This is a genomic window from Candidatus Binatia bacterium (assembly GCA_035631035.1).
Taxonomy (GTDB): domain Bacteria; phylum Eisenbacteria; class RBG-16-71-46; order SZUA-252; family SZUA-252; genus DASQJL01.
On the sequence record DASQJL010000002.1, the window covers coordinates 32088 to 51302 of the forward strand.

A 19215-nucleotide genomic window follows, 5' to 3' on the forward strand; every position below is an offset into this window, starting at 1 on the left:
GCGTGTGAAACTCGCGACACCTGTCTTGAATTTTGCCCATCTTGAGCGTGTGTTAGCGCGCGGATTCACGTCGTGCGGTCCAGTTAATATATAAATAAACATGCCCCGGGGCATGTTCGCCTTCTCGCCCCGGGGCCGCTTCGGCGCTCGAGTTCTATCGAAGCGTGATTGGGTCTAAGCGTGAATCGGGCGTCCATCCACGGCCAGCGCCGCTTCTTTCACCGCCTCGGCCAGCGTGGGATGCGCGTGGCAGATTCGCGCGATGTCCTCGGCGCTCGCGCTGAACTCGATGGCCGCCACCGCCTCGGCGATCAGGTCGCCGGCGCGGGGGCCGATGATGTGCACGCCCAGGATCCGGTCGGTCTTGGCGTCCGCCAGGATCTTCACGCGCCCGTCGATCTGGCCCAGGGCGCGCGCGCGGCCGATCCCCCGGAAGAAGAAGACCCCTTTCCGGAACGCGACCCCGGCCGCGGTCAGCTCCTCCTCCGTTCGGCCGACCGACGCGATCTCGGGCTGCGTGTAGACGACTCCCGGGATCGCCTCGTAGTTCACGTGACCGTAGCCGGTGGCGATCCACTCGACGCACGCCACCCCCTCTTCGGACGCTTTGTGCGCGAGCATCGCGCCCCCGATCACGTCGCCGATGGCGTACACGCCTTCCGCCGACGTGCGATAGTGCTCGTCCACCGGGATCCGGCCGCGGTCGTCCGGCTTCAGGCCGACCGATTCCAGCCCGAGCCCCTCGGTATAGGGCACGCGCCCGACGGCCAGGAGCACGCGGTCCACGCGAAGCGGCTCCTGCCCCTCGCACGTGACCACGACTTCCTTCCCCTCGACCTTGGCGCCGGTGACCTTGGAGGTCAGCCGGAACTCCATTCCCTGCCGCTTGAACAGCCGGAACGCCTCCGTCGCGATCTCCGCGTCCATGCCGGGGAGAATGCGATCCAGGTATTCCAGCACGGTGACCCTGGACCCGAGTCGCAGCCACACCGATCCCATCTCGAGCCCGATGTACCCGGCGCCGATCACGGCGAGCCGCCCCGGCACCTCCGGCCAGGACAGGGCCTCCGTGCTGGTGCCGATCCGGTCGCCGTCCACGGTGACGCCGCGAAGCGGAGCCGACTTGCTGCCGGTCGCGATCAGGATGCTCTTGGCCTCGAGCGTGGCGGGCTCGGCGCCGCCTTCCACCGCCACGCGGCCCGGACCCGTGATTCTGCCGCGGCCGGAGTAACGCGTGACCTTGTTCTTTCGGAACAGCAGGTCCACGCCGCCCGTCAGGCCCTTCACGATCTCGTCCTTCCGCTTCATCATCACGCCGAGATCGAACGAGACCCCCTGCACGGTCACCCCGTGCGGCGCGAGCATCTCCTTGGTCTCGTGATAGCGCTCGCTGGATTCGAGAAGCGCCTTGCTCGGGATGCAGCCGACGCGAAGGCAGGTGCCTCCCAGCGCGGGCTCGAATTCGACGCAGGCGGTGTTCAGGCCCAGCTGCGCCGCGCGGATGGCGGCCACGTAGCCGCCGGGGCCGGATCCGATGACGATCAGGTCGTGTTTTGCGTTTGTCATTTCCGTTCCGAGGTCAGAGTCCGAGCAGCATCCGGGTGGGCCGCTCGATCAGCTCCTTCACGTGCTTCACGAAGGTGACCGATTCGCGGCCGTCGATGATGCGGTGGTCGTAGGTGAGCGCAACGTACATCATCGGCCGGATGACGATTTCGTCGTCGATCGCGACCGGGCGCTTGTGAATGGCGTGCAGCCCGAGGATCCCGCTCTGCGGCGGGTTGACGATCGGCGTTGAGAGCAGCGAGCCGTAGACGCCGCCGTTCGAGATGGTGAACGTGCCGCCCTTCAGCTCGTCCAGGCTCAGCTTGTTGTCGCGCGCGCGCTGCGCGAAGTCGGCGATCGCGATCTCGATCTCGGCAAAGGAGAGGCGGTCGGCGCCGCGCAGCACCGGCACGACCAGCCCGCGCCCGCCGCCCACGGCGATGCCGATGTCGTAGTAGTTCTTGTAGATGATCTCCTTCTCGCGGATCTCGGCGTTCACTTGCGGAAAGCGCATGAGCGCGTCGATCGCGGCCTTCACGAAGAAGGACATGAAGCCGAGCTTCACGCCGTAGCGCTCCTGGAAGGGCTGCTGGAGCTCCTCGCGCAGCGCCACGACGCCCGACATGTCGATCTCATTGAACGTGGTGAGGAGCGCCGCGGTGTTCTGCGCCTCCTTGAGCCGCTCGGCCACGCGCAGCCGGAGCGGCGACATCGGCACCGCTTCCTCGGTGGCGGAGGGCTCGCCCACGCCGGCTTCGCCCGCGCCCGCGACCGCCGCACCCGTGCCAGCCGCACCCGCGGCGGGCTCCGTCCGCGTGCGGCCCGGCTCGGGCTTCCGCGCCATGTGCTCCAGCTCGTCTTCCTTGAGGACGCGGCCGCCCGGGCCGCTCGCCGGCACGTCGGCCGGCGCGATCCCGTGCTGCCCCATCAGCCGGTCGGCCGAGGGCATGCGGGGGGGCGCGGCGGAGGGCGGTGCGGGCATCGGCGTCGCGCTCGGTGCGGGCGTTCCCTTCGGGGCCGCCTTGGCCGCGGGGGCGGCGCCGGCCTTCGGAGTGGGGGCGGCCGGAGCGGGAGCCGCGCTCGCCGCGCCAGCGGCGGGGGCCACCACCGCGCGCGCCGCGGAAGCCGCCGCCTTGGGCGTGCCCTTGGCCGGCTTGGCGCCATTTCCGCCGGCGCCTTCGGCCATCGTCGCGATCAGCTCGCCGATCTTCACGACGTCGCCCTTCTTCTTGAGCAGCTTCTCGATCGTGCCCGAGACCGGCGCGGGAAGCTCCAGCGTCGCCTTGTCGGACTCGATCTCGACCACCGCCTCGTCGCGCTCCACCCGATCGCCCTCGCCCTTCAGCCAGGCGCCGATCTGGACCTCTTTGATGGACTCGCCGACCTCGGGGACTCTCAGCTCAACCGCCATGCGCCGAAGGCTCCTTGTCGAAGGCCGCGAGCAGGAGCCGCTCCTGCTCGATCTTGTGGCTGCTCGCGGCACCACTTGCGGGCGTCGCCGATTCCGCGCGGCTCACGACGTGGAAGGGGTGCCGGCCCAACAGCCGGTCCCCGAACCGCGCGCGCAGGAACGGCCACGCGCCCATGTTGCGCGGCTCTTCCTGCACCCAGGTGATCGCGAGCTCCTTGGGGAGTCCCGCGAACAGCCGCTCCAGCGTCTCCTCGGCCAGCGGGTAGAGCTGCTCCAGCCGCACGATGGCCGTCGTCGTCTCGCCCAGCTCCTCGCGCGTTCGCATCAGCTCGTAGTAGATCTTCCCCGAGCAGAAGAGCACGCGCTTCGCTTTGTCGTTCGGCACCGCGGCGTCCGCGAGCACGCGCTCGAACGTTCCGCTCGCGAGCTCGGCCATCGGCGACACCGCGTCGGGATGACGCAACAGGCTCTTCGGCGTCATCACGATCAGCGGCTTCCGCCATGGCCGCTTCACCTGGCGGCGCAGCAGGTGAAAATACTGCGCGGGGGTGGTCGGATACGCAACCTGGATGTTGTCGCGCGCGGCGAGCTGGAGGAATCGCTCGATCCGGGCGCTCGAATGCTCCGAGCCCATCCCCTCGAAGCCGTGCGGGAGCAAGAGGACGAGCCCCGAGAGCCGGCGCCACTTCTCCTCGCCGCTCGTCAGGAACTGGTCCACGATCACCTGGCCCGCGTTGGCGAAATCGCCGAACTGCGCCTCCCAGGCCACGAGGCCGTCGGGCGTCTCCAGGGAATAGCCGTACTCGAATCCCATGCATCCGGCTTCCGAGAGTGGGCTGTTCCGGATCTCGACCTCGGCCTGTCCGTCGGACAGGTGATGGAGCGGCGTGTACGTGGCGCCGGTCTTCATGTCGTGCAGCACGGCATGCCGGTGGCTGAACGTGCCGCGCTCGGTGTCCTGTCCGGTCAGCCGGATTCGATAGCCCTCCACCGCGAGCGTGGCCAGCGCGAGCGCCTCGCCGGCGGCCCAATCCAGGGGCCGCTTGCCCTCGGCCATCTCGCGGCGCTGCGAGAGCCCGCGAAGAATCTTCGGATTGGCCGTGAAGTCTTCGGGGAGCACCGTCTGCGCGGCGAGAAGCTTCGCGAGCGCGTCCGCGTTCACCTCGGTCGCCACCTCGGGGGCGTGGGACTCGGGACCGCCCATGTAGCGGGTCCAGGGCCCGGCGGGCGGATCCGGGAGCGTCGTGCGCTTCACGCTCCGCGTCTCGTGCAGCTCCGATTCCAGGAAGGCGCGCATGCGCTCCGCCATGGCCTCTGCGTCTTCGTTCGTGATCCGCCCCGCGGCGACGAGCCGGTCGGCGTAGAGCTTGTGAATCGGCTTCCGCTTCGCGATCGCTTCGTACAGCAAGGGCTGCGTGAACGCCGGCTCGTCCCCCTCGTTGTGGCCATGGCGCCGGTAGCCGTACAGGTCGATCACGACGTCGCGGTGGAACGCGCGGCGGAATTCCATGGCGAGGCGCGCCGCGCGGATCACCGCGTCCGGCTCCTCGCCGTTCACGTGAAAGATCGGAGTCTGCAGCATCCGCGCGACGTCGGACGAATAGGGGGTCGAGCGCGCGTCGTCGGGATCGGTCGTGAAGCCGATCTGATTGTTCACGATCACGTGCAGCGTGCCGCCCGTCTCGTAGGCCGAGAGCGCGCTCAGGTTCAGCGTCTCCTGCACGATTCCCTCGCCCGCGAAGGCCGCGTCGCCGTGCATGAGCAGCGTCATCCCGCGCTCGCGGGCGCGGTCGCCCACCTGGTCCTGCTTCGCGCGCAGCCGCCCGATCGCCACCGGGTTCACGAATTCCAGGTGGCTCGGGTTGTAGCAGAGCGAGAGATGGATCGTGCGTCCCGAGGGGAGCGCCTTGTCCTTGCTGTAGCCCAGGTGGTACTTCACGTCCCCTCGGTAGTGGTACAGCTCGGGGTCCTGGTCCTCGAACTCGTAGAAGATCTGGCGCGGCTCCTTGCCGAGCACGTTCGACAGCACGTTCAGGCGCCCGCGGTGTGCCATGCCGAAGACGATCTCGCTGATACCGTGCTGGTCCGCCGATTCGACGGCGGCGTCGAGCAGCGGGATCAGCGCCTCCGAGCCCTCCAGCGAGAACGACTTCGACCCGATGTACTTCCGCTGGATGAACTCCTCGAACACGGCGGCCTGCGTCAGCCGCTCGAGCACACGGCGCTCCTCGTCGGGATGGAGCGGCGTCTGGAACTCGGGACGCTCCAGCCTGGCCTCCAGCCACTGGCGCCAGCGCACGTCGCGGATGTGGGTGTACTGAATGCCCACCGGCCCGCAGTAGATCTCGCGAAGGCGCGCGACCAGCTCGCGCAGCGTGCCGGCGGGGCGCCCGCCGATCGCGTCGCTGACCGGACGGTCGAGGTCGGCCTCGGTGAAGCCATGGAACGCCGGGTCGAGATCGGGCGGATCGGGGCGCACCGAGCCCAGGGGGTCGATGCGCGCGGCGAGATGCCCGCGCGAGCGGTAGGCCTGGACCAGCGAGAAGGCGGACTTGGCGCTGGGCGGCGCGAAACCGGCCTGCGTCGGCGCCGGGAAGGGCGCGGGCGCACTCCGCTCGGGGACGCCGGGTCGCGGCGCGGGTCGGGAGGCTGGCGGAGCCGAAGACGCCGGCCGCGAGGCCGTCGCGGCCGAATCGCGATCGACGAAGCTGGACTCCAACTCGGTCGAGACGATCGGCGCATTCGCGCGCGAGCCGTTTCGCTCGACGATGCGGCCGAAAAGGCCGCGCCGCGGGAAGGAAGGATCCAGCCGGGGATCGGCCGCGAAGCCGTTCGGCTCCGCCAGGTTCTGGAAGTAGCTCCGCCACTCCTCGGGCACGGCCGAGGGATCGCGGAGGTACTGGGCGTACAGCGCCTCTACGAAGGGGAGGCTCAACGTGTTCAGGGACTGCTTGCCGTCGGCCATGTCGCGTCGCGTTCCTGGGTGTTGGGTGCGAAGCTATCGCTCAGGGGGAACCCGACTTGGCACTGCGAATGCCGTGCCACCGTTCCCCTCCGCATTAGATACGTCCAATGGAGATCGCGATCCTTGGGCGCAAAGCGCAAGCCGCTTATGATGCCATGGAAGAGTGTCCCGAGCATCAGGTTTAGTTGGCTGCGAATACACGAGTTGCGAGAGAAGGGGCGGGCGTTCCGGGCCCCGTTTGGAGGTGAGAAAAATGCTGCGTTCGATCGACCCGGCCACCGGCCAGGTGATCCGGGAATACGAAGAGGCGGACGCCGGGAAGATCGCGTCCGCACTGGAATTGGCCGACCGGGCCCAGGCTGCCTGGCGGGAGCGTCCGTTCGGGGACCGCGCCGCGGTGCTCCGCCGGGCCGGCGGCATTCTCCGCGCGAGGTCGGCCGAGTACGCGGACGTGATGGCCGCGGAGATGGGCAAGCCGGTCGCGCAGGGCAAGTCCGAGTGCGAGAAGTGCGCGTGGGTCTGCGAGTGGTTCGCCGAACAGGGCGAACGGCTGCTCGCGGACGAAGAGATCCCGACCGACGCCTCGCGGTCGTACGTGGCCTACCGGCCGCTAGGCGTCGTGCTCGCGGTCATGCCGTGGAATTTCCCCTTCTGGCAGGTCTTCCGCTTCGCCGCTCCCGCGCTGATGGCGGGAAACGCCGGCGTGCTGAAGCACGCCTCGAACGTGAGCGAATGCGCGCTCGCGATCCAGTCGGTGTGGCGCGAGGCCGGCGCGCCCGAGGGCGTGTTCACGACGTTGCTCGTGGGAAGCGCCGCGGTCGGCGACATGATCGCCTCGGAGCACGTGCGCGCGGTGACCCTGACCGGCAGCACGCCGGCAGGCCGATCGGTCGCCGCGGCCGCGGGGCGCGCTTTGAAGAAGACGGTGCTGGAGCTGGGAGGGAGCGACCCCTACGTCGTGCTCGAGGATGCGGACGTGGAGGCCGCCGCCGACGTCTGCGCCGCGGCGCGGCTCGTGAATACCGGGCAGTCGTGCATCGCGGCGAAGCGGTTCATCGTGGTGGATGCCGTCCGCGAGCCGTTCACTGAACGCTTCGTCGCCAGGATGCGCGCGGCCCGGTTCGGCGACCCGCGCGATCCTGCGAATGGGTTGGGGCCGCTCGCCCGGCACGACTTGAGAGATCAACTGCACGCCCAGGTGCGCGCCAGCATCCAGCGCGGCGCGCGGGCGCTGCTGGGCGGCGAGGTGCCTCCCGGGCCCGGCGCCTATTACCCGCCGACCGTGCTCGACAAGGTCGTCCCGGGAATGCCCGCCTACAACGAAGAGCTGTTCGGTCCGGTCGCGGCGCTCATCGCCGCGCGCGACGAAAAGGACGCCATCCAGATCGCGAACGACTCGTCCTTCGGGCTGGGCTCCGCCGTGTTCACGCGCGATCTCGAGCGAGGCCGCCGGATCGCCGAACACGATCTCGAAGCCGGCTCCTGCTTCGTGAATGCACAGGTGCACTCGGACCCCCGGCTGCCGTTCGGCGGGATCAAGGAATCGGGCTACGGCCGGGAGCTGGCGGCGTTCGGCATCCGGGAGTTCACGAACGTCAAAACGATCTATCTGAAATGAGAAACGGCGCCGCGCGCCAAGGCGCGACGCCGCTGGTCGTCATGGGAAGCGGACTACCGCGTCATCGTGCCCATGCTCTTCATCATGCCCATCATGTGATCGTGCATCAGCGAGTCCTGGGCGGCCATGTTCATGATGCCGTCCACCATCGTCTGATCCTTCGCCATTCGGTTCATGATGCCCTGCATCACGTTTCCGTTGGCCATCACCTTGTCGATCACCAACGCCTGGGTCGTATCGGAAGCCATCAGCCGGTCCATCATGGTGCCGGCCATGTCCGGATTCGACGCGATCGTGTCCATGACCTTCGATTGCGTCTCGGTGCTCGTGGTCATCTGCTTGCTGACGTCGCTGCTGCATCCGGCGACGCCCGCCAGGCAGATCGCGAGCGCGACGAATACCAGGATCCGTTTCGACATAGACCCTCCTCTATGAGTTTCACCTCCGCCTCGGACTCCTCGGTCCGGCTGGTCCGACGGCGGGGCCGTGCGCGGGGCATCCGTCCCGGCGCCGGATGATCGTGACATACCTCGGGGTGGAAGGGTAAGTACGGAGCGCGTATACTGTTCCGTCCGATACGGATGCGCCCTTTCGCCCCACGCCACCAGGGACCCCATTGATCCGCCTGAACGACATCGGCTACTCCATCGGCACGCGCACGCTCTTCGAGGGCGTGGACTGGAGCATCGGTCCCGGCGACCGCGTGGCGCTCGTCGGGCCGAACGGCGCCGGCAAGACCACGCTCTTGAAGATCATCCTGGGGGAGATCGCGCCCGAGCGGGGGAATCGCGTCCTGTCCAAGGGGACCCGGTTCGGCTACCTGCCGCAGGAGGCCGCAGAGAAGTTCGAGGGCACGGTCCTGGACCGCGCGCTGGACGCGCACCGGCACCTGATCGAGATGCGCGAGGAGCTGGACTCGCTCTACCAGGAGATCCCGACGCTCTCGCCGGACAATCCCGAGATGGAGCGCCTGCTGGACCGCGCGGGCGAGCTGCAGCACCACCTGGAGCAGCACGACGAGCACGCCCTGGAGCCCGAGGCGCGCCGCGTGCTCGCGGGTCTCGGATTCTCGCCGGAAGATCAGGACCGTCCGCTCGCCGAATTCTCCGGCGGCTGGCGCATGCGCGCCGCACTCGCGGCCCTGCTCTTGACCGATCCCACGCTGCTCTTCCTGGACGAGCCCACGAATCATCTCGATCTGCCCGCGATGGAATGGCTGGAGGATTACCTCGAGGACTTCCACGGCGGGCTGGTCGTGGTCTCGCACGATCGCGTGTTCCTGGACCGCGTCACGACGGAGATCCGCGAGCTGGACCAGGAGCAGCTCTCCGAGTACGCGATGTCGTTCACGGAATACCTGGAAGAGCGCGAGGCGCGGCGGGAGCGGCTGGAGGCGCAAAACGTCCAGCTCGACAAGAAGATCGCGCAGCTCGAGCGCTTCGCCGAGCGGTTCGGCGCCAAGGCGTCGAAGGCGGCGCAGGCGCAGAGCAAGCGGAAGCAGGCGGAGCGGCTGAAGTCGCGCCGCGTGGTGCTGCCGCGCAAGCCGCGTCACATCCGGTTCCAGTTCCCGCCGCCCCCGCACGTGGGGCGCGTCATGGTGCAGCTCAAGGATGCCGCGTTCGCCTACGAGAAGCGCGGGCGCGACATCTTCCACGACGCCACGCTCGAGATCCAGAAGGGCGAGAAGGTCGCGATCGTGGGCGCCAACGGCGCCGGCAAGACGACCCTCCTGCGCGTTCTGGCGGGCCAGCTCCAGCCGCGCGAGGGGGAAATCGAGATCCATCCGCAGGCGCGGCTCGGCTACTTCGCGCAGCACGCGGCCGAGACGCTCGAAGGAAGGCTCACGGTGCTGGAAGCGGTGGAAGAGGTGGCGTCCGACGACATGCGGCTGCGGCTCCGCTCGCTGCTCGGGAATTTCCTCTTCATCGGCGACGACGTGTTCAAGCAATGCCGGATCTTGTCGGGAGGCGAGCGGCAGCGGGTGGCGATCGCGCGCATGCTGCTCACGCCGGCGAACCTGATCCTGCTGGATGAGCCGACGCATCATCTCGATCTGGCCGGCAAAGAGGTCCTGGAGGAGGCGCTGATCCAGTATCCCGGCGCCGTGGTGGTCGTGACGCACGACCGCTCGCTGATGGCGCGGCTGGCGACGCGCATCCTGGCCGTCGAGGATGGCCGCGTGGTGCCCTATCCGGGCGGTTACGACGACTACGAGGCCGCGCGGGTGGCGAAGGCGGAGGCCGCGTCGCGCGGCACGCCCGGAGGTGGAAAGACCGCGGCGGCTGTTGCGAAGTCGGAAGTCCGGGTTTCGACGCCGTCAGGCGGCGAGAGGTCTGAGAAGCACAGCAAGGCCGGCGCGCACTCGAGCAAGGCCGGTGCGCACTCGGGCAAGGCGCAGCCCGCCCCGAAGGCGCATGCCGCCCACAACGCGAAAGCCGCTCCGAACGCGCACGCCGCCGCGAAGGCGGAGCCGTCTCCCAAACGCGCTCCCGACCCTCGCAAGCGGAAGCAGGAAGAAGAGCGTCTCACGCGAGAGCTGGAGAAGCAGGAGGCGGAGCTCAAGCAGATCGAAGCGCAGCTCGCCGACCCCGGAGTCTACGCCGACGGGGCGCGCACGAAGGAGCTCCTGGCCCGCTACGAGGGCTTGCGCCGCGAGGTGGATTCCCTGTGGGCGCGTCTGGCCGAGCTCAGCGAGCCGCCGAAGCCCTCGCCCACGCGCTGAAATCCAAGCACGGCGACCGCGATCAGCACGGGGATCGCGAGCAGGTTCGCGATCGTCCCCATCGGCGAGGAGATCTCCCCGATCCCGCCTCCGGCGAAGGCCGTCCCTGAATGGACGGCCGTGATCCACGCGGCGAACGCATCGCGGAGGAATGCGGTGAGGGTCACGGCGGTGCCCGGCCAGAACAGGGCCACCAGAATGGGCACCGGCGCGAGCGCGAGCGCCACGACCGCGACCGGCTCGTCCACGACCGCACGCAGCCAGCGCTGCCACATGGGAACGCGAGGCAGCTCGGCCAGCCGCTGCCGGACGCGCTCGGTCGCTTCGACGCGGCTCATCACGTTCGTCGCGAACGTCATCGAAGGGGAGGGTGGCGCGGCGCGGAGCATGGCCTCGACCGCCTGAGCCGCCTGGAGCTCGGCCGAGCAGGTCTCGCAATCGCGCGCGTGCGCCCGTTGAGCGGGCGTCAGGCCGCCAGGACCCGCGGCGTCGAGTCGCGCTCGAAGCTCATCACATCGCATGGTTCCCTTCCCGATACCGCGCCCGAAGCGCGGCCCTCGCCCGGCTCAAATGCGTCTTCACCGTGCCCTCGGGCATGTCCAGCACCCGGGCCACGTCCTTGAGCGCCATGTCTTCATAGTAGAACAACGTGACCACCGCGCGCTGCGCGTCCGAGAGACCCTCCGTGATCCGATCCCACTCGGAGGCGTCGCCCGTGTCCGCTGCCGAGCTCTCGCGGGCGACCGCGGTGCGCCCGACTTCCGGCATCTCCTCGAGCGCCGTCTCCTTTCCCATTCGCGTGCGCAGCACGGCCGCGCGATCCACCGCCCGCCGCCAGACGATCCGGTAGAGCCAGGTCCCGAACGAGGAATCGCCGCGAAAGTCGGCCAGCGATCGCCAGGCCCTCACGAAGGCATCCTGCGCGACCTCCTCGGCGTCCGAGGGCGACCGCACCATCCGCAGCGCCAGCCCGTACGCCCGATCGCGATAGCGTTCGACCAGGATGGAGAACGCCCGGGTGTCCCCGGCGCGGCAGCGCGCAAGGAGATTCCGCTCATCCCCGGCCGGCGTCGGGGACTCCATGGGCGCCGGACGGGAGTCCATCATCGACCCCTTTGGACCGGGGATCGGGCCGGCCGGGTTTCAGGGGTTTGCCGATTCCTGAAACCCGCGGATCGCCCGTGCCGGTCTATTCTGCTGAACCCGAGCGGGACGGCGCGGCCGTCCCCATCACACCCGGACGGAGGTCGCTCCATGAGCCACGATTTCTTCAGCTTCGCGATCCTGTTCATCATCCCCATCATCGCGGTCACGGGCGGAATTACGATGGGCATCATCCGCACCCTCGGGCAGCAGCGCATGGCCGAGCTGGCGCGTCGCGAGCGCATCGCCGCCATCGAGCGCGGCATGGATCCCGACAAGCTCCCGCCTCTCGCCGGCGTCGAGGGCTACGAGGACCAGAGCTACGGCGGCTACGGTAACGGCCGCCTGCGCCGTGCGCATGGTCTCATGATCGGCGGGCTCATCACGGTAGCCGCCGGGATCGGCATGATGATCCTGTTCTACTCCATCGAGCCGCAAAAGCAGCACTACGTGATCGGGACGATCCCGCTCCTGGTCGGCCTGGCGCTGCTCCTGTCCAGTTTCGTGATCTGGCCCCGGAAAAAATAGGCCGCACCACCGGCTTCCGGGTCCCCGCTCCTCTTGCACTGCACCATCAGGCGGCCGTCGGGGCGCGCATGCCGGGCTCTCGGCGCTCCACTTCCCCGAGTCGGCCGGAGCTTCAGGGCGAAGCGTATCGCACGGCCCTCGACCTTCCCGAAAGGAAGGTCAGGGCCGCACGCATGCGCTCCTCGAGCGAGCCTCCCTCGATCGTCTCGGAGAACTGAGCGGCTCGTTGCGCTTCGTCTCCGCGGCAGCCCAGGCCTCGGAGTCCGGCAAGCACGTCCTGCGTCAGCTCGTTCGATCGCTCTACGACAAGCGCCCTCCGACGATTCGCGCGTTTCCGATTCATGAACTCGGCTCCAAATGTCCGGTCGGCTTCGAGCTGATTGTGCCCGCGACATCGAAGTCTCAGACCGTCCACCGTGCTCCTTCCTCCACGCGCCAGCGGTTCCACATGATCGAATTCCAAGAAGCGGCGCTCGGCGCACCGATGGCCGCCCGCGCTGACGAACGTGCACTGGCCCCGGTCGCGCTCCCAGACGGCGCGGCGAACGCCTGTGGGGATGTAGCGGTTTCGCGCCGGCTTGCGCGCGATCGACCGGGCGGCCCGCTTGTGAGCAGGCGCTCTACGAGGCTCCGGCGCCCCGAGCCTCCGCTTTTCGGTCTTCTCGATCAACGCTTCCAGAGCCTGAAGAATCAGCCGCGACAAGTCTTGCGGTGATACCGAGTGGCTGAGCAGTGCCTGCGCATAGCGGAGCCTGTCGTGGGTGTGCTCGTCGAGCGCGACCTGAAGCAGGAACCGCTTCGATGCGGCCACCGGAACAACATGCTTCAAAGCATGTTCCTCCGCCGCATGTTCACGCGGGGCTTCTGCCGCGTTCGTGCCAAGAGTTGGGTTCGAGGACGACGTAACCGGCTGGGCGCCGGCGCTTTCCGCAAATAGCGCCCCCGGCTCCGATCCGTTCTCAACATGCTTCAAAGCATGTTGCGCGATCGGACGGATCGTCGAAACCGGGGTCGAGACGTCGCTCGGAAACTTCATCGCGAGCGAGTCCCGGACTTCAGCCGCCCGGCGATGGGTCGTCGTCTCGATCAGCTCGTCGACGTTCTCGGGCGTGAGATGGGGCGCGATCAAGCAAACCGCCGTGAGATGAAGGCGTCCCTCGGCCACAGCATCGAACAGCACGGGAAAGCGCCGCGCCGCGCGCGCCGCGTGGATCCGTTTCGCCGCCGCGTCTTCCGAGAGCCTCATCGCTTCGACACAGTAGGCGAACATCGACGAGTACCCTTCCGGCGCGTACAGCTTCCGGGCATCCACCTCGGCAATGTGCGCGAGCGCCATGGCCGCGGCCCCGCGCTCACGCGCGAGGATCCCTCTGAAGTCGCGAAGAAGCACGGCATCGCTGAGATGCGTCAACGAATACTGAGACATGCGAACACCTGTAACGGGGAGGGTCGAGCGGTTCGCCGGCGGGGGTGCCGGTTGGGGTGGGTCTAGTACAACATGCCGTGACTCAAGCCAGCGGGGTGGCGTTCAGCGAGCCGCGAGGCCGGCGTCAGGATACGAGGGGGATTCGATAGTGCGAAGCGCCGGGGAGACTCGTGGAGCGGTTAGAAGCGAGCCTGTGTTAGGGGGCTAGAAGCGACTTGGAAGGATCATCAACACCCGTCAATAGGAATGTTTACAAAATGAATAACTTGACGTGGATCGTCAGCGAAGCGAGCCGAACAGGCTGCACGGCGAGTGGGCGCGGCTCAGTAGCCGTGGCTGGCAGCCGCGGGCGCGGCAAGCGCACCGGGCCACAGCCGACCCGGCCCGCGTCCCTTACTGGATCTCCAACAGCCTCGCCACGAGATCCGGGCTCAACATGCCCGTCGCCACCTCCTCGACCGGGCCCGTCATCACCAGGTCGAGATCGTCCGCGACTTCGATCGTGAGCTCGCCGCCCTCCATCAAGACGGTCACGCGGCCGCCGACGAGCCCTCGATCCCGGCAAGCGGCGGCCACCGCGCAGGCGCTCGTGCCCGACGCCAGGGTATGTCCCGCGCCCCGTTCCCAGATCAACGCACGCACGTGATCGCGCGACACCGGCTCGGCGAGCTGCACGTTGATCCGATCGGGAAAGCGCGTGTGATTCTCGATCAGCGGTCCCGCTTCGAAGAGGCGCTCGCGCGTCAGCGGCTCGCCGAAGACCACGCAGTGCGGGTTTCCCACCGATACCACCGTGACGTCCAGCCCCCGTCCGGCGACTTCCAGCCGCTTCACGCCGCGATCCACCCGCGCGCGTCCCATCTCCAGCCGCACCGCGCGGACGCGGGTCCCCTCTCGAAACACCTCGGTGCGCACCGGACCCGCCACCGTCTCGACCGAGAAAACGCTCTCGGCGGTGTAGCCGTGCTCGGCGAGGAACTTGGCCACGATGCGCAGGCCGTTGCCGCTCCGCTCGGCCTGGGATCCGTCAGGATTCCAGATCCGCACGAAGAATCGATCGTCGCTCGCGCTCACTTCGAGAACGCCGTCCGAACCCACGCCGAGATGGCGATGGCAGAAGAGGCGGACGCGCTCCGGGGTCAAGGAAATCGGAAAGCGCGCGGCGTCGACGACGATGTAGTCGTTGCCCAGGCCGTGCGATTTCACGAAATCGGCCCCGATGAGGCCCTTCTCGGACGCGGCGACCCGCGTCACGCCAGCCCCGCCACCGCCAGCCCCTCGCGCACCGCCGTAGCACCGCTCCAGGGCTCCGACAGCATGATGGCCTCCTTCACGTCCGCGCGCGCGGCGCCCACGTTGACCGCGCCGATGGCGTGCGACCTCAGCTGGCGCCACATCCTTGTCGCCGTCAGGATCGCGACCACGCACAGCTCGCGCTCCACGGCGCCCAGGCCCGGCCTCGACAGCGTCTTGCCGTAGCCCTCCAGGATCATCCAGTCGGCCAGGTCCGGCGACAGTCCGCGCATCGTCTCCACCAGTTTGTCGTAGTTCCGGCCGTAGACGCGCCGGCAGAGGGAGTCGCCGTCGCGCCGCCATCGGTCGGGATCGGTGGGGGCCGCCCGATCGGGGACCCCACCCACCAATATCGGCGCGACCGCGAACAGCGCCTCGATCGCGCGCGGGAATCCCACGAACAGATAGCTCTGGAGCACGCTTTCGTAGAGGGCCGACGCGTCCACGCCGGCTTCGATCGAGGCGCGGGCCTGGGCCGCGACGTCGGCGGGGGCGCCCGCCGCGACGGCCGCCGAGACCCGCACCAGCGCAGCCTGCTCGGACGTCACGCCGGGCCGAACGCCTCTACGGGGAGAGTGCCGCCGTGAGCTTGGGCAGGCTCACGTCGTAGCGGTAGGGGATATTCATGTGCCCGTCCTCGAACTCCTGGTATTCGTGCTTCAGGCCGAGCGCCGTGAGCTTCTTCGCCATCTGACGCGCGCCCAGCTCGAGATAGAACTCGTCCTCCGTGCCGCAGTCCAAGAAGACGAGCTTCATCTCGCGAAGCGCGTGCACGTGATGGTCCACCATCGTCAGGGGATCGCGCTCGATCCAGCGCGCCCAGACGTGAGGCTGCAGCTCGCCCGTCTCCCAATCGAACGGAAGGTCGCAGAACGCCGGCGGGTTCTCCGGATTGGGCGAGTAGGCGGCCGCCATCGCGATCGTGTCGAGCGCCGGGAAGTCGGCTTCGCGCTTCTTCGGCTGGGCCGCGAACTGCTTCATCCAGCCGGCCACGCCGCCGAACTTGCGGATGCGCCTCGCCGCCGGGCCGAAATCGCGCGGGTAGCACCAGTCGAAGCCCATGTCCCCGCTGTGGCAGGCGATGGCGCTGAAGACGTCGGGCTGGCGCATGCCCAAGGACATCGACCCGTAGCCGCCGCTCGACTTCCCCATCACCCCCCGGTGCCCGAACCCCAGCGTCCGGTACTTCGCGTCCACGTGTGGGACCAGCTCCTCGACGATGTGGTCTTCGTAGGGCCCGAGGCCCTCGGAGTTCACGTACTGGCTTCCGCCCAGGTGGGTGAAGCAGTCGGGAAGGGCGAGGATCGCGGGCTTGCAGCGGCCCGTGGCGATCAACCCGTCCATCCGCTCGTTCAACGCGGGAACCCAGGCGCCGTCGTTCAGGAACGACCGGCCGCGCCCCGTGAATCCCGCCAGGCACCAGATCACCGGATAGCGCTCCGAGCTCTTCTCGTAGCCTGGGGGCGTATAGATCCAGAGATCGCGGACGTGCGGGTCGCCCGGGAGATTGTCCTCGAGCAGCTTGCTCGTCACCGTCTCGACTTGAACCGTGCCTCGGTCGGGCCGCATTCTCGGACCATATGTCCCTGCCCGGATGGTGTCAATCGGCCCTCCTCGTCGCGACCGCGGTCACCGCCGCGGGGTGGCTCGGAGGCGGCTTCATCTATTACATGGGCACTCGGCGCGTCCGGGGGCTGACGTCCGTCACGCCGCTCTCCGATACCGAGCTTCCTTCCCTCTCCATCGTCGTCGCCGCCCGGAACGAAGCGGCGCGCATCGAAGCCGCGGCACGAAGCCTCCTGGCCCAGGACTATCCCGGGCTGGAGGTCATCGCCGTGGACGACCGCTCTGAGGACGCGACCGGCTCGATCCTGGACCGCCTGGCCTCCGAAGACCCACGCCTGAGGGTGGTTCACGTGGAGGAGCTTCCAACCGGATGGCTCGGCAAGTGCCACGCGCTGGCCGTGGGAGAGCAGGCTGCCGCCGGGCAGTGGATCCTCTTCACCGACGGCGACGTGACGATCGCTCCTGACGCCGTGCGCCGCGCCGTGTCGCTCGCCATCCACGAGGGGGCCGATCACGTGGCGGTGGCCGCCGATCTGGAGGTCGGCGGCCTGGGCGAGGCGACCTTCCTCGCCTACTTCGTCTACGCCTTCAACCTGAGTCAGCGCCCCTGGGACGCGAAGAACCCGCGCTCCGGAGCGCACATTGGAATCGGCGCCTTCAACCTGGTCCGGCGCGAGGCCTACGAACGGGCGGGAGGGCACCGGCGGCTCCGGATGGAGCTCCTCGATGACATGGGACTGGGACTGATCGTGAAGCGGAGCGGCGGGGTCTCGATGTTCGCGGGACACGACGGGCTGGTGCGCGCCCGCTGGCAGGAGGGCTTGGGCGGCCTGATCGTGGGGGTGGAGAAGAACGCCTTCGCCGCGCTTCGCTACGACGTGCCGGCCACCGTCGGGGCCGTGGCGCTCCAGCTCGCGCTCTCCTGGCTTCCCGTTGCGGGACTGCTGGCGGCCGACCCGCGCATGCAGGGCGCGGCGATCCTGGCCTGGTCCGGCGTCTTCCTCGTCTACGCGACCACGGCGCACGTCGTGGAGACGCGCACGTGGCACGCGCTCACCATGCCGATCGGAGCCACCCTCTTCGGCTATTCCATCCTGGCGTCCATGGTGCAGGCGCTTCGCCGGGGCGGGATCGTCTGGCGTGGGACCTTCTACTCGCTGAAGGAGCTACGGGCGGGCCGTGTGAGGTAGCCGAGCGGGGCGCGTGAGCAGCCGGCGGCCCCGGCCGGGGCCGAGCCCACCGACACGCGAGCAGGCGCAAGAGGCGGGCGCAAAAAAAATCCCCCGCGTGCAGTGCACGCGGGGGCCGTTCATCGCGCGCCACGTGGGGGGTCAGGGCAAACAGAATTTGCCGACGCGCGACTCACATTTTGACCCGCCGCTGACAACGGCGAGAAAGAGGGGGCGGCCAAGGTGCAAATCGGGGAGTGGTGTCACGCCCCTGTGTCTTCCCAGGAGCTGGTCGCCTCCTCTTCGATGTCACACTGTGGCAGAGCGCGTGCCAGTACTGGGTTAATCGGCACCTGCCCGTAATCGACTATTTCCCAATGACATGCGCGGCTTCCAAAATCAACGCCCTGCGTTTCTGTCAAAAAGGTGCCGGATGCGGTACAAGCTCGTACTGCACGGTACGTGCCCGGTCCTAAATCCGAGTAGCTAGGTGCCTTCCGCCGAAGCCGCGGCGAGCACGCCACGGACCTCGGAGACCATTGCCTCGAACTCCTCCAGACGAGGGAATCGGACCTGCGCCCCCGGGGCAAGAGGGACCCCCCATTCGGCCAGGCCCAGACCCAGGGCGCGCGTGAACACGCCCGACGGGGTCGCCCAAGGTGACGAGGGCCAGATCTCTGGGCCCTCGGAGACCTCGCGCGAAAACCCGATGAGGGCGTGGATCGCGGGATGGTGGATGTTCGCGCGATCCCACGGGAAATCCTCGACGGCCTCAGCACGGCCTCCGCCCGACACGGCCTCCACGCGGCTCGCGATCGCCTCGGCCTCCATCGCCTCGGCGGTCTCGAACGTGAGCCAGGCGCGCGGGCGGTCGGGATGCGGCACCGCGGGAATCACCACATCGCCGCGCGGCTCGAAGAGAGCGGAGCGCAAGCGTTCCTCCGCCGAGCGCCGGCCCGCGCCACCGGCCTCGGCGCCGATGAGCGCGAGCGGCTCCGTCCCGACGGCGAGCTTCCGGATCAGCTCGAAGTCCAGCGGGCGCGGGCCGTAGGCATCTTCCTGAAGCGCCTGGAGGACCGCGTCCCGCGCGCGGTAGGGGTTTCCATCGCCGCCTCGGAGCGCGATCACCGCGCGCCCCCTGGCCCCGAGGAAGATCCTGCGCCGCCCCGAGCCCCATGGCGTCACCCGCATCCAGTAGGCCGCCTTCCCCACCAGGCGATCCCGATTGGCGCGAAGCGCTTCGGCCAGCCCCCGGGAACCCGAGCTGGCCGAGGGAGCCACGACGAACGCGATTCGCGTCCCCGAACCTGCCTGCGTTCCGGCCGCGGCTTGGATCCCGGCCACGGCTTCCGCGCCAGCCACGGCGGCTCCGAGGGCCAATCGCTCGGCCCCCTCGACGGCTGCCGGCGCCACCCCGGCCGACTCCGCATGCCACGTCTGGAAGAGGGTCGCAGCGGGCGGGATGCCGCCCCGAGGAAGGAGCAGGAACACGGGAGCAACTCCCGCCAATTCAATGTATTCCAGGCCGAGACGGTCCGCGGCGCCGCGCAGGTAGCGTCCCGCCTCGCGCGCCGTCAATCCCGGGAGGGTCTCCCGGGGCATCGTCAGAAATGACTGCAATAGAGTCAGTTGCGCCTTGACGTCCAGGGCACTTCGGGGCGTTTCGCTCGAATTCACCCAGCCTCCCTCGTCCCGTTCGGGGAAAGGGCATCATAGCGGCTCCCCATTCCCTTGAAACAATGGGATTTGTACTTGACAGCCCCAGGGCCCGGCCGGAGGATCGTGGGCGGTCGGCGACTTGGCCCCCGCCAATGCCGTCGTGTTACAAC

The 19215-nt window shown here is 68.6% G+C and carries 15 protein-coding genes; 4 read left to right on the plus strand and 11 right to left on the minus strand.

Annotated features, from left to right (window positions below):
* Positions 1–174 precede the first annotated feature (174 nt).
* The 3 genes from lpdA to VE326_00155 are packed head-to-tail and all read right to left on the minus strand — an operon-like array spanning position 175 to position 5921.
* Entirely contained in the window at positions 175–1566 is a 1392-nt protein-coding gene (gene lpdA, locus VE326_00145; GenBank protein ID HYJ31609.1) for a dihydrolipoyl dehydrogenase, read from the minus strand.
* Positions 1567–1579: 13 nt separating this feature from the next.
* Entirely contained in the window at positions 1580–2956 is a 1377-nt protein-coding gene (odhB, locus tag VE326_00150) for a 2-oxoglutarate dehydrogenase complex dihydrolipoyllysine-residue succinyltransferase (GenBank protein ID HYJ31610.1), read from the minus strand.
* Positions 2946–5921 carry a 2-oxoglutarate dehydrogenase E1 component gene (locus VE326_00155; GenBank protein ID HYJ31611.1) on the minus strand — a complete coding sequence of 992 codons (2976 nt, stop codon included), beginning with the start codon at positions 5919–5921 and terminating at the stop codon, positions 2946–2948. Before VE326_00155 ends, odhB begins: the two co-directional genes overlap by 11 nt.
* Before the next feature lie 253 nt (positions 5922–6174).
* Here VE326_00155 and VE326_00160 point away from each other — a divergent pair, with 253 nt between their 5' ends.
* Positions 6175–7539: an NAD-dependent succinate-semialdehyde dehydrogenase gene (locus tag VE326_00160; GenBank protein HYJ31612.1), complete on the plus strand. Its 1365-nt coding sequence runs from the start codon at positions 6175–6177 to the stop codon at positions 7537–7539.
* Between the two features lie 53 nt (positions 7540–7592).
* On the opposite strand, the gene VE326_00165 is transcribed toward VE326_00160, so the two are convergent.
* Positions 7593–7958, minus strand: coding sequence for a hypothetical protein (locus VE326_00165; GenBank protein HYJ31613.1), 366 nt, complete (start codon positions 7956–7958; stop codon positions 7593–7595).
* 197 nt (positions 7959–8155) lie between these two features.
* Between VE326_00165 and VE326_00170 the strand changes: the two genes are divergently transcribed.
* Positions 8156–10261, plus strand: a complete 2106-nt coding sequence (locus VE326_00170) for an ABC-F family ATP-binding cassette domain-containing protein (GenBank protein ID HYJ31614.1) — start codon at positions 8156–8158, stop codon at positions 10259–10261.
* Here VE326_00170 and VE326_00175 read toward each other — a convergent pair.
* A complete protein-coding gene (locus tag VE326_00175; protein HYJ31615.1) occupies positions 10174–10782 on the minus strand; it encodes a hypothetical protein in 609 nt (202 codons plus the stop codon). The two genes, VE326_00170 and VE326_00175, sit on opposite strands and share 88 nt — an antisense overlap.
* Positions 10772–11344 (minus strand): sigma-70 family RNA polymerase sigma factor, encoded by a 573-nt coding sequence (locus VE326_00180; GenBank protein HYJ31616.1) that lies wholly within the window; start codon positions 11342–11344, stop codon positions 10772–10774. The genes VE326_00175 and VE326_00180 overlap by 11 nt, the downstream gene beginning before the upstream one ends.
* 171 nt (positions 11345–11515) lie before the next feature.
* Between VE326_00180 and VE326_00185 the strand changes: the two genes are divergently transcribed.
* A complete protein-coding gene (locus VE326_00185; GenBank protein ID HYJ31617.1) occupies positions 11516–11932 on the plus strand; it encodes a hypothetical protein in 417 nt (138 codons plus the stop codon).
* A gap of 112 nt (positions 11933–12044) precedes the next feature.
* On the opposite strand, the gene VE326_00190 is transcribed toward VE326_00185, so the two are convergent.
* The 4 genes from VE326_00190 to VE326_00205 all read right to left on the minus strand — a co-directional run bounded on the left by VE326_00190 (position 12045) and on the right by VE326_00205 (position 16220).
* A complete protein-coding gene (locus VE326_00190) occupies positions 12045–13358 on the minus strand; it encodes a hypothetical protein (protein HYJ31618.1) in 1314 nt (437 codons plus the stop codon).
* A gap of 393 nt (positions 13359–13751) precedes the next feature.
* Complete coding sequence (gene dapF, locus VE326_00195; protein ID HYJ31619.1) at positions 13752–14612, minus strand: diaminopimelate epimerase; 861 nt, start codon at positions 14610–14612, stop codon at positions 13752–13754.
* Positions 14609–15199: a carboxymuconolactone decarboxylase family protein gene (locus VE326_00200; GenBank protein ID HYJ31620.1), complete on the minus strand. Its 591-nt coding sequence runs from the start codon at positions 15197–15199 to the stop codon at positions 14609–14611. The genes dapF and VE326_00200 overlap by 4 nt, the downstream gene beginning before the upstream one ends.
* Before the next feature lie 16 nt (positions 15200–15215).
* Positions 15216–16220, minus strand: a complete 1005-nt coding sequence (locus VE326_00205) for an alpha/beta hydrolase-fold protein (GenBank protein ID HYJ31621.1) — start codon at positions 16218–16220, stop codon at positions 15216–15218.
* A gap of 11 nt (positions 16221–16231) precedes the next feature.
* Here VE326_00205 and VE326_00210 point away from each other — a divergent pair, with 11 nt between their 5' ends.
* Positions 16232–17407, plus strand: a complete 1176-nt coding sequence (locus VE326_00210) for a glycosyltransferase family 2 protein (GenBank protein ID HYJ31622.1) — start codon at positions 16232–16234, stop codon at positions 17405–17407.
* A gap of 465 nt (positions 17408–17872) precedes the next feature.
* Here VE326_00210 and VE326_00215 read toward each other — a convergent pair whose 3' ends face one another.
* Positions 17873–18988 carry a hypothetical protein gene (locus VE326_00215; GenBank protein HYJ31623.1) on the minus strand — a complete coding sequence of 372 codons (1116 nt, stop codon included), beginning with the start codon at positions 18986–18988 and terminating at the stop codon, positions 17873–17875.
* Between the last annotated feature and the right edge of the window lie 227 nt (positions 18989–19215).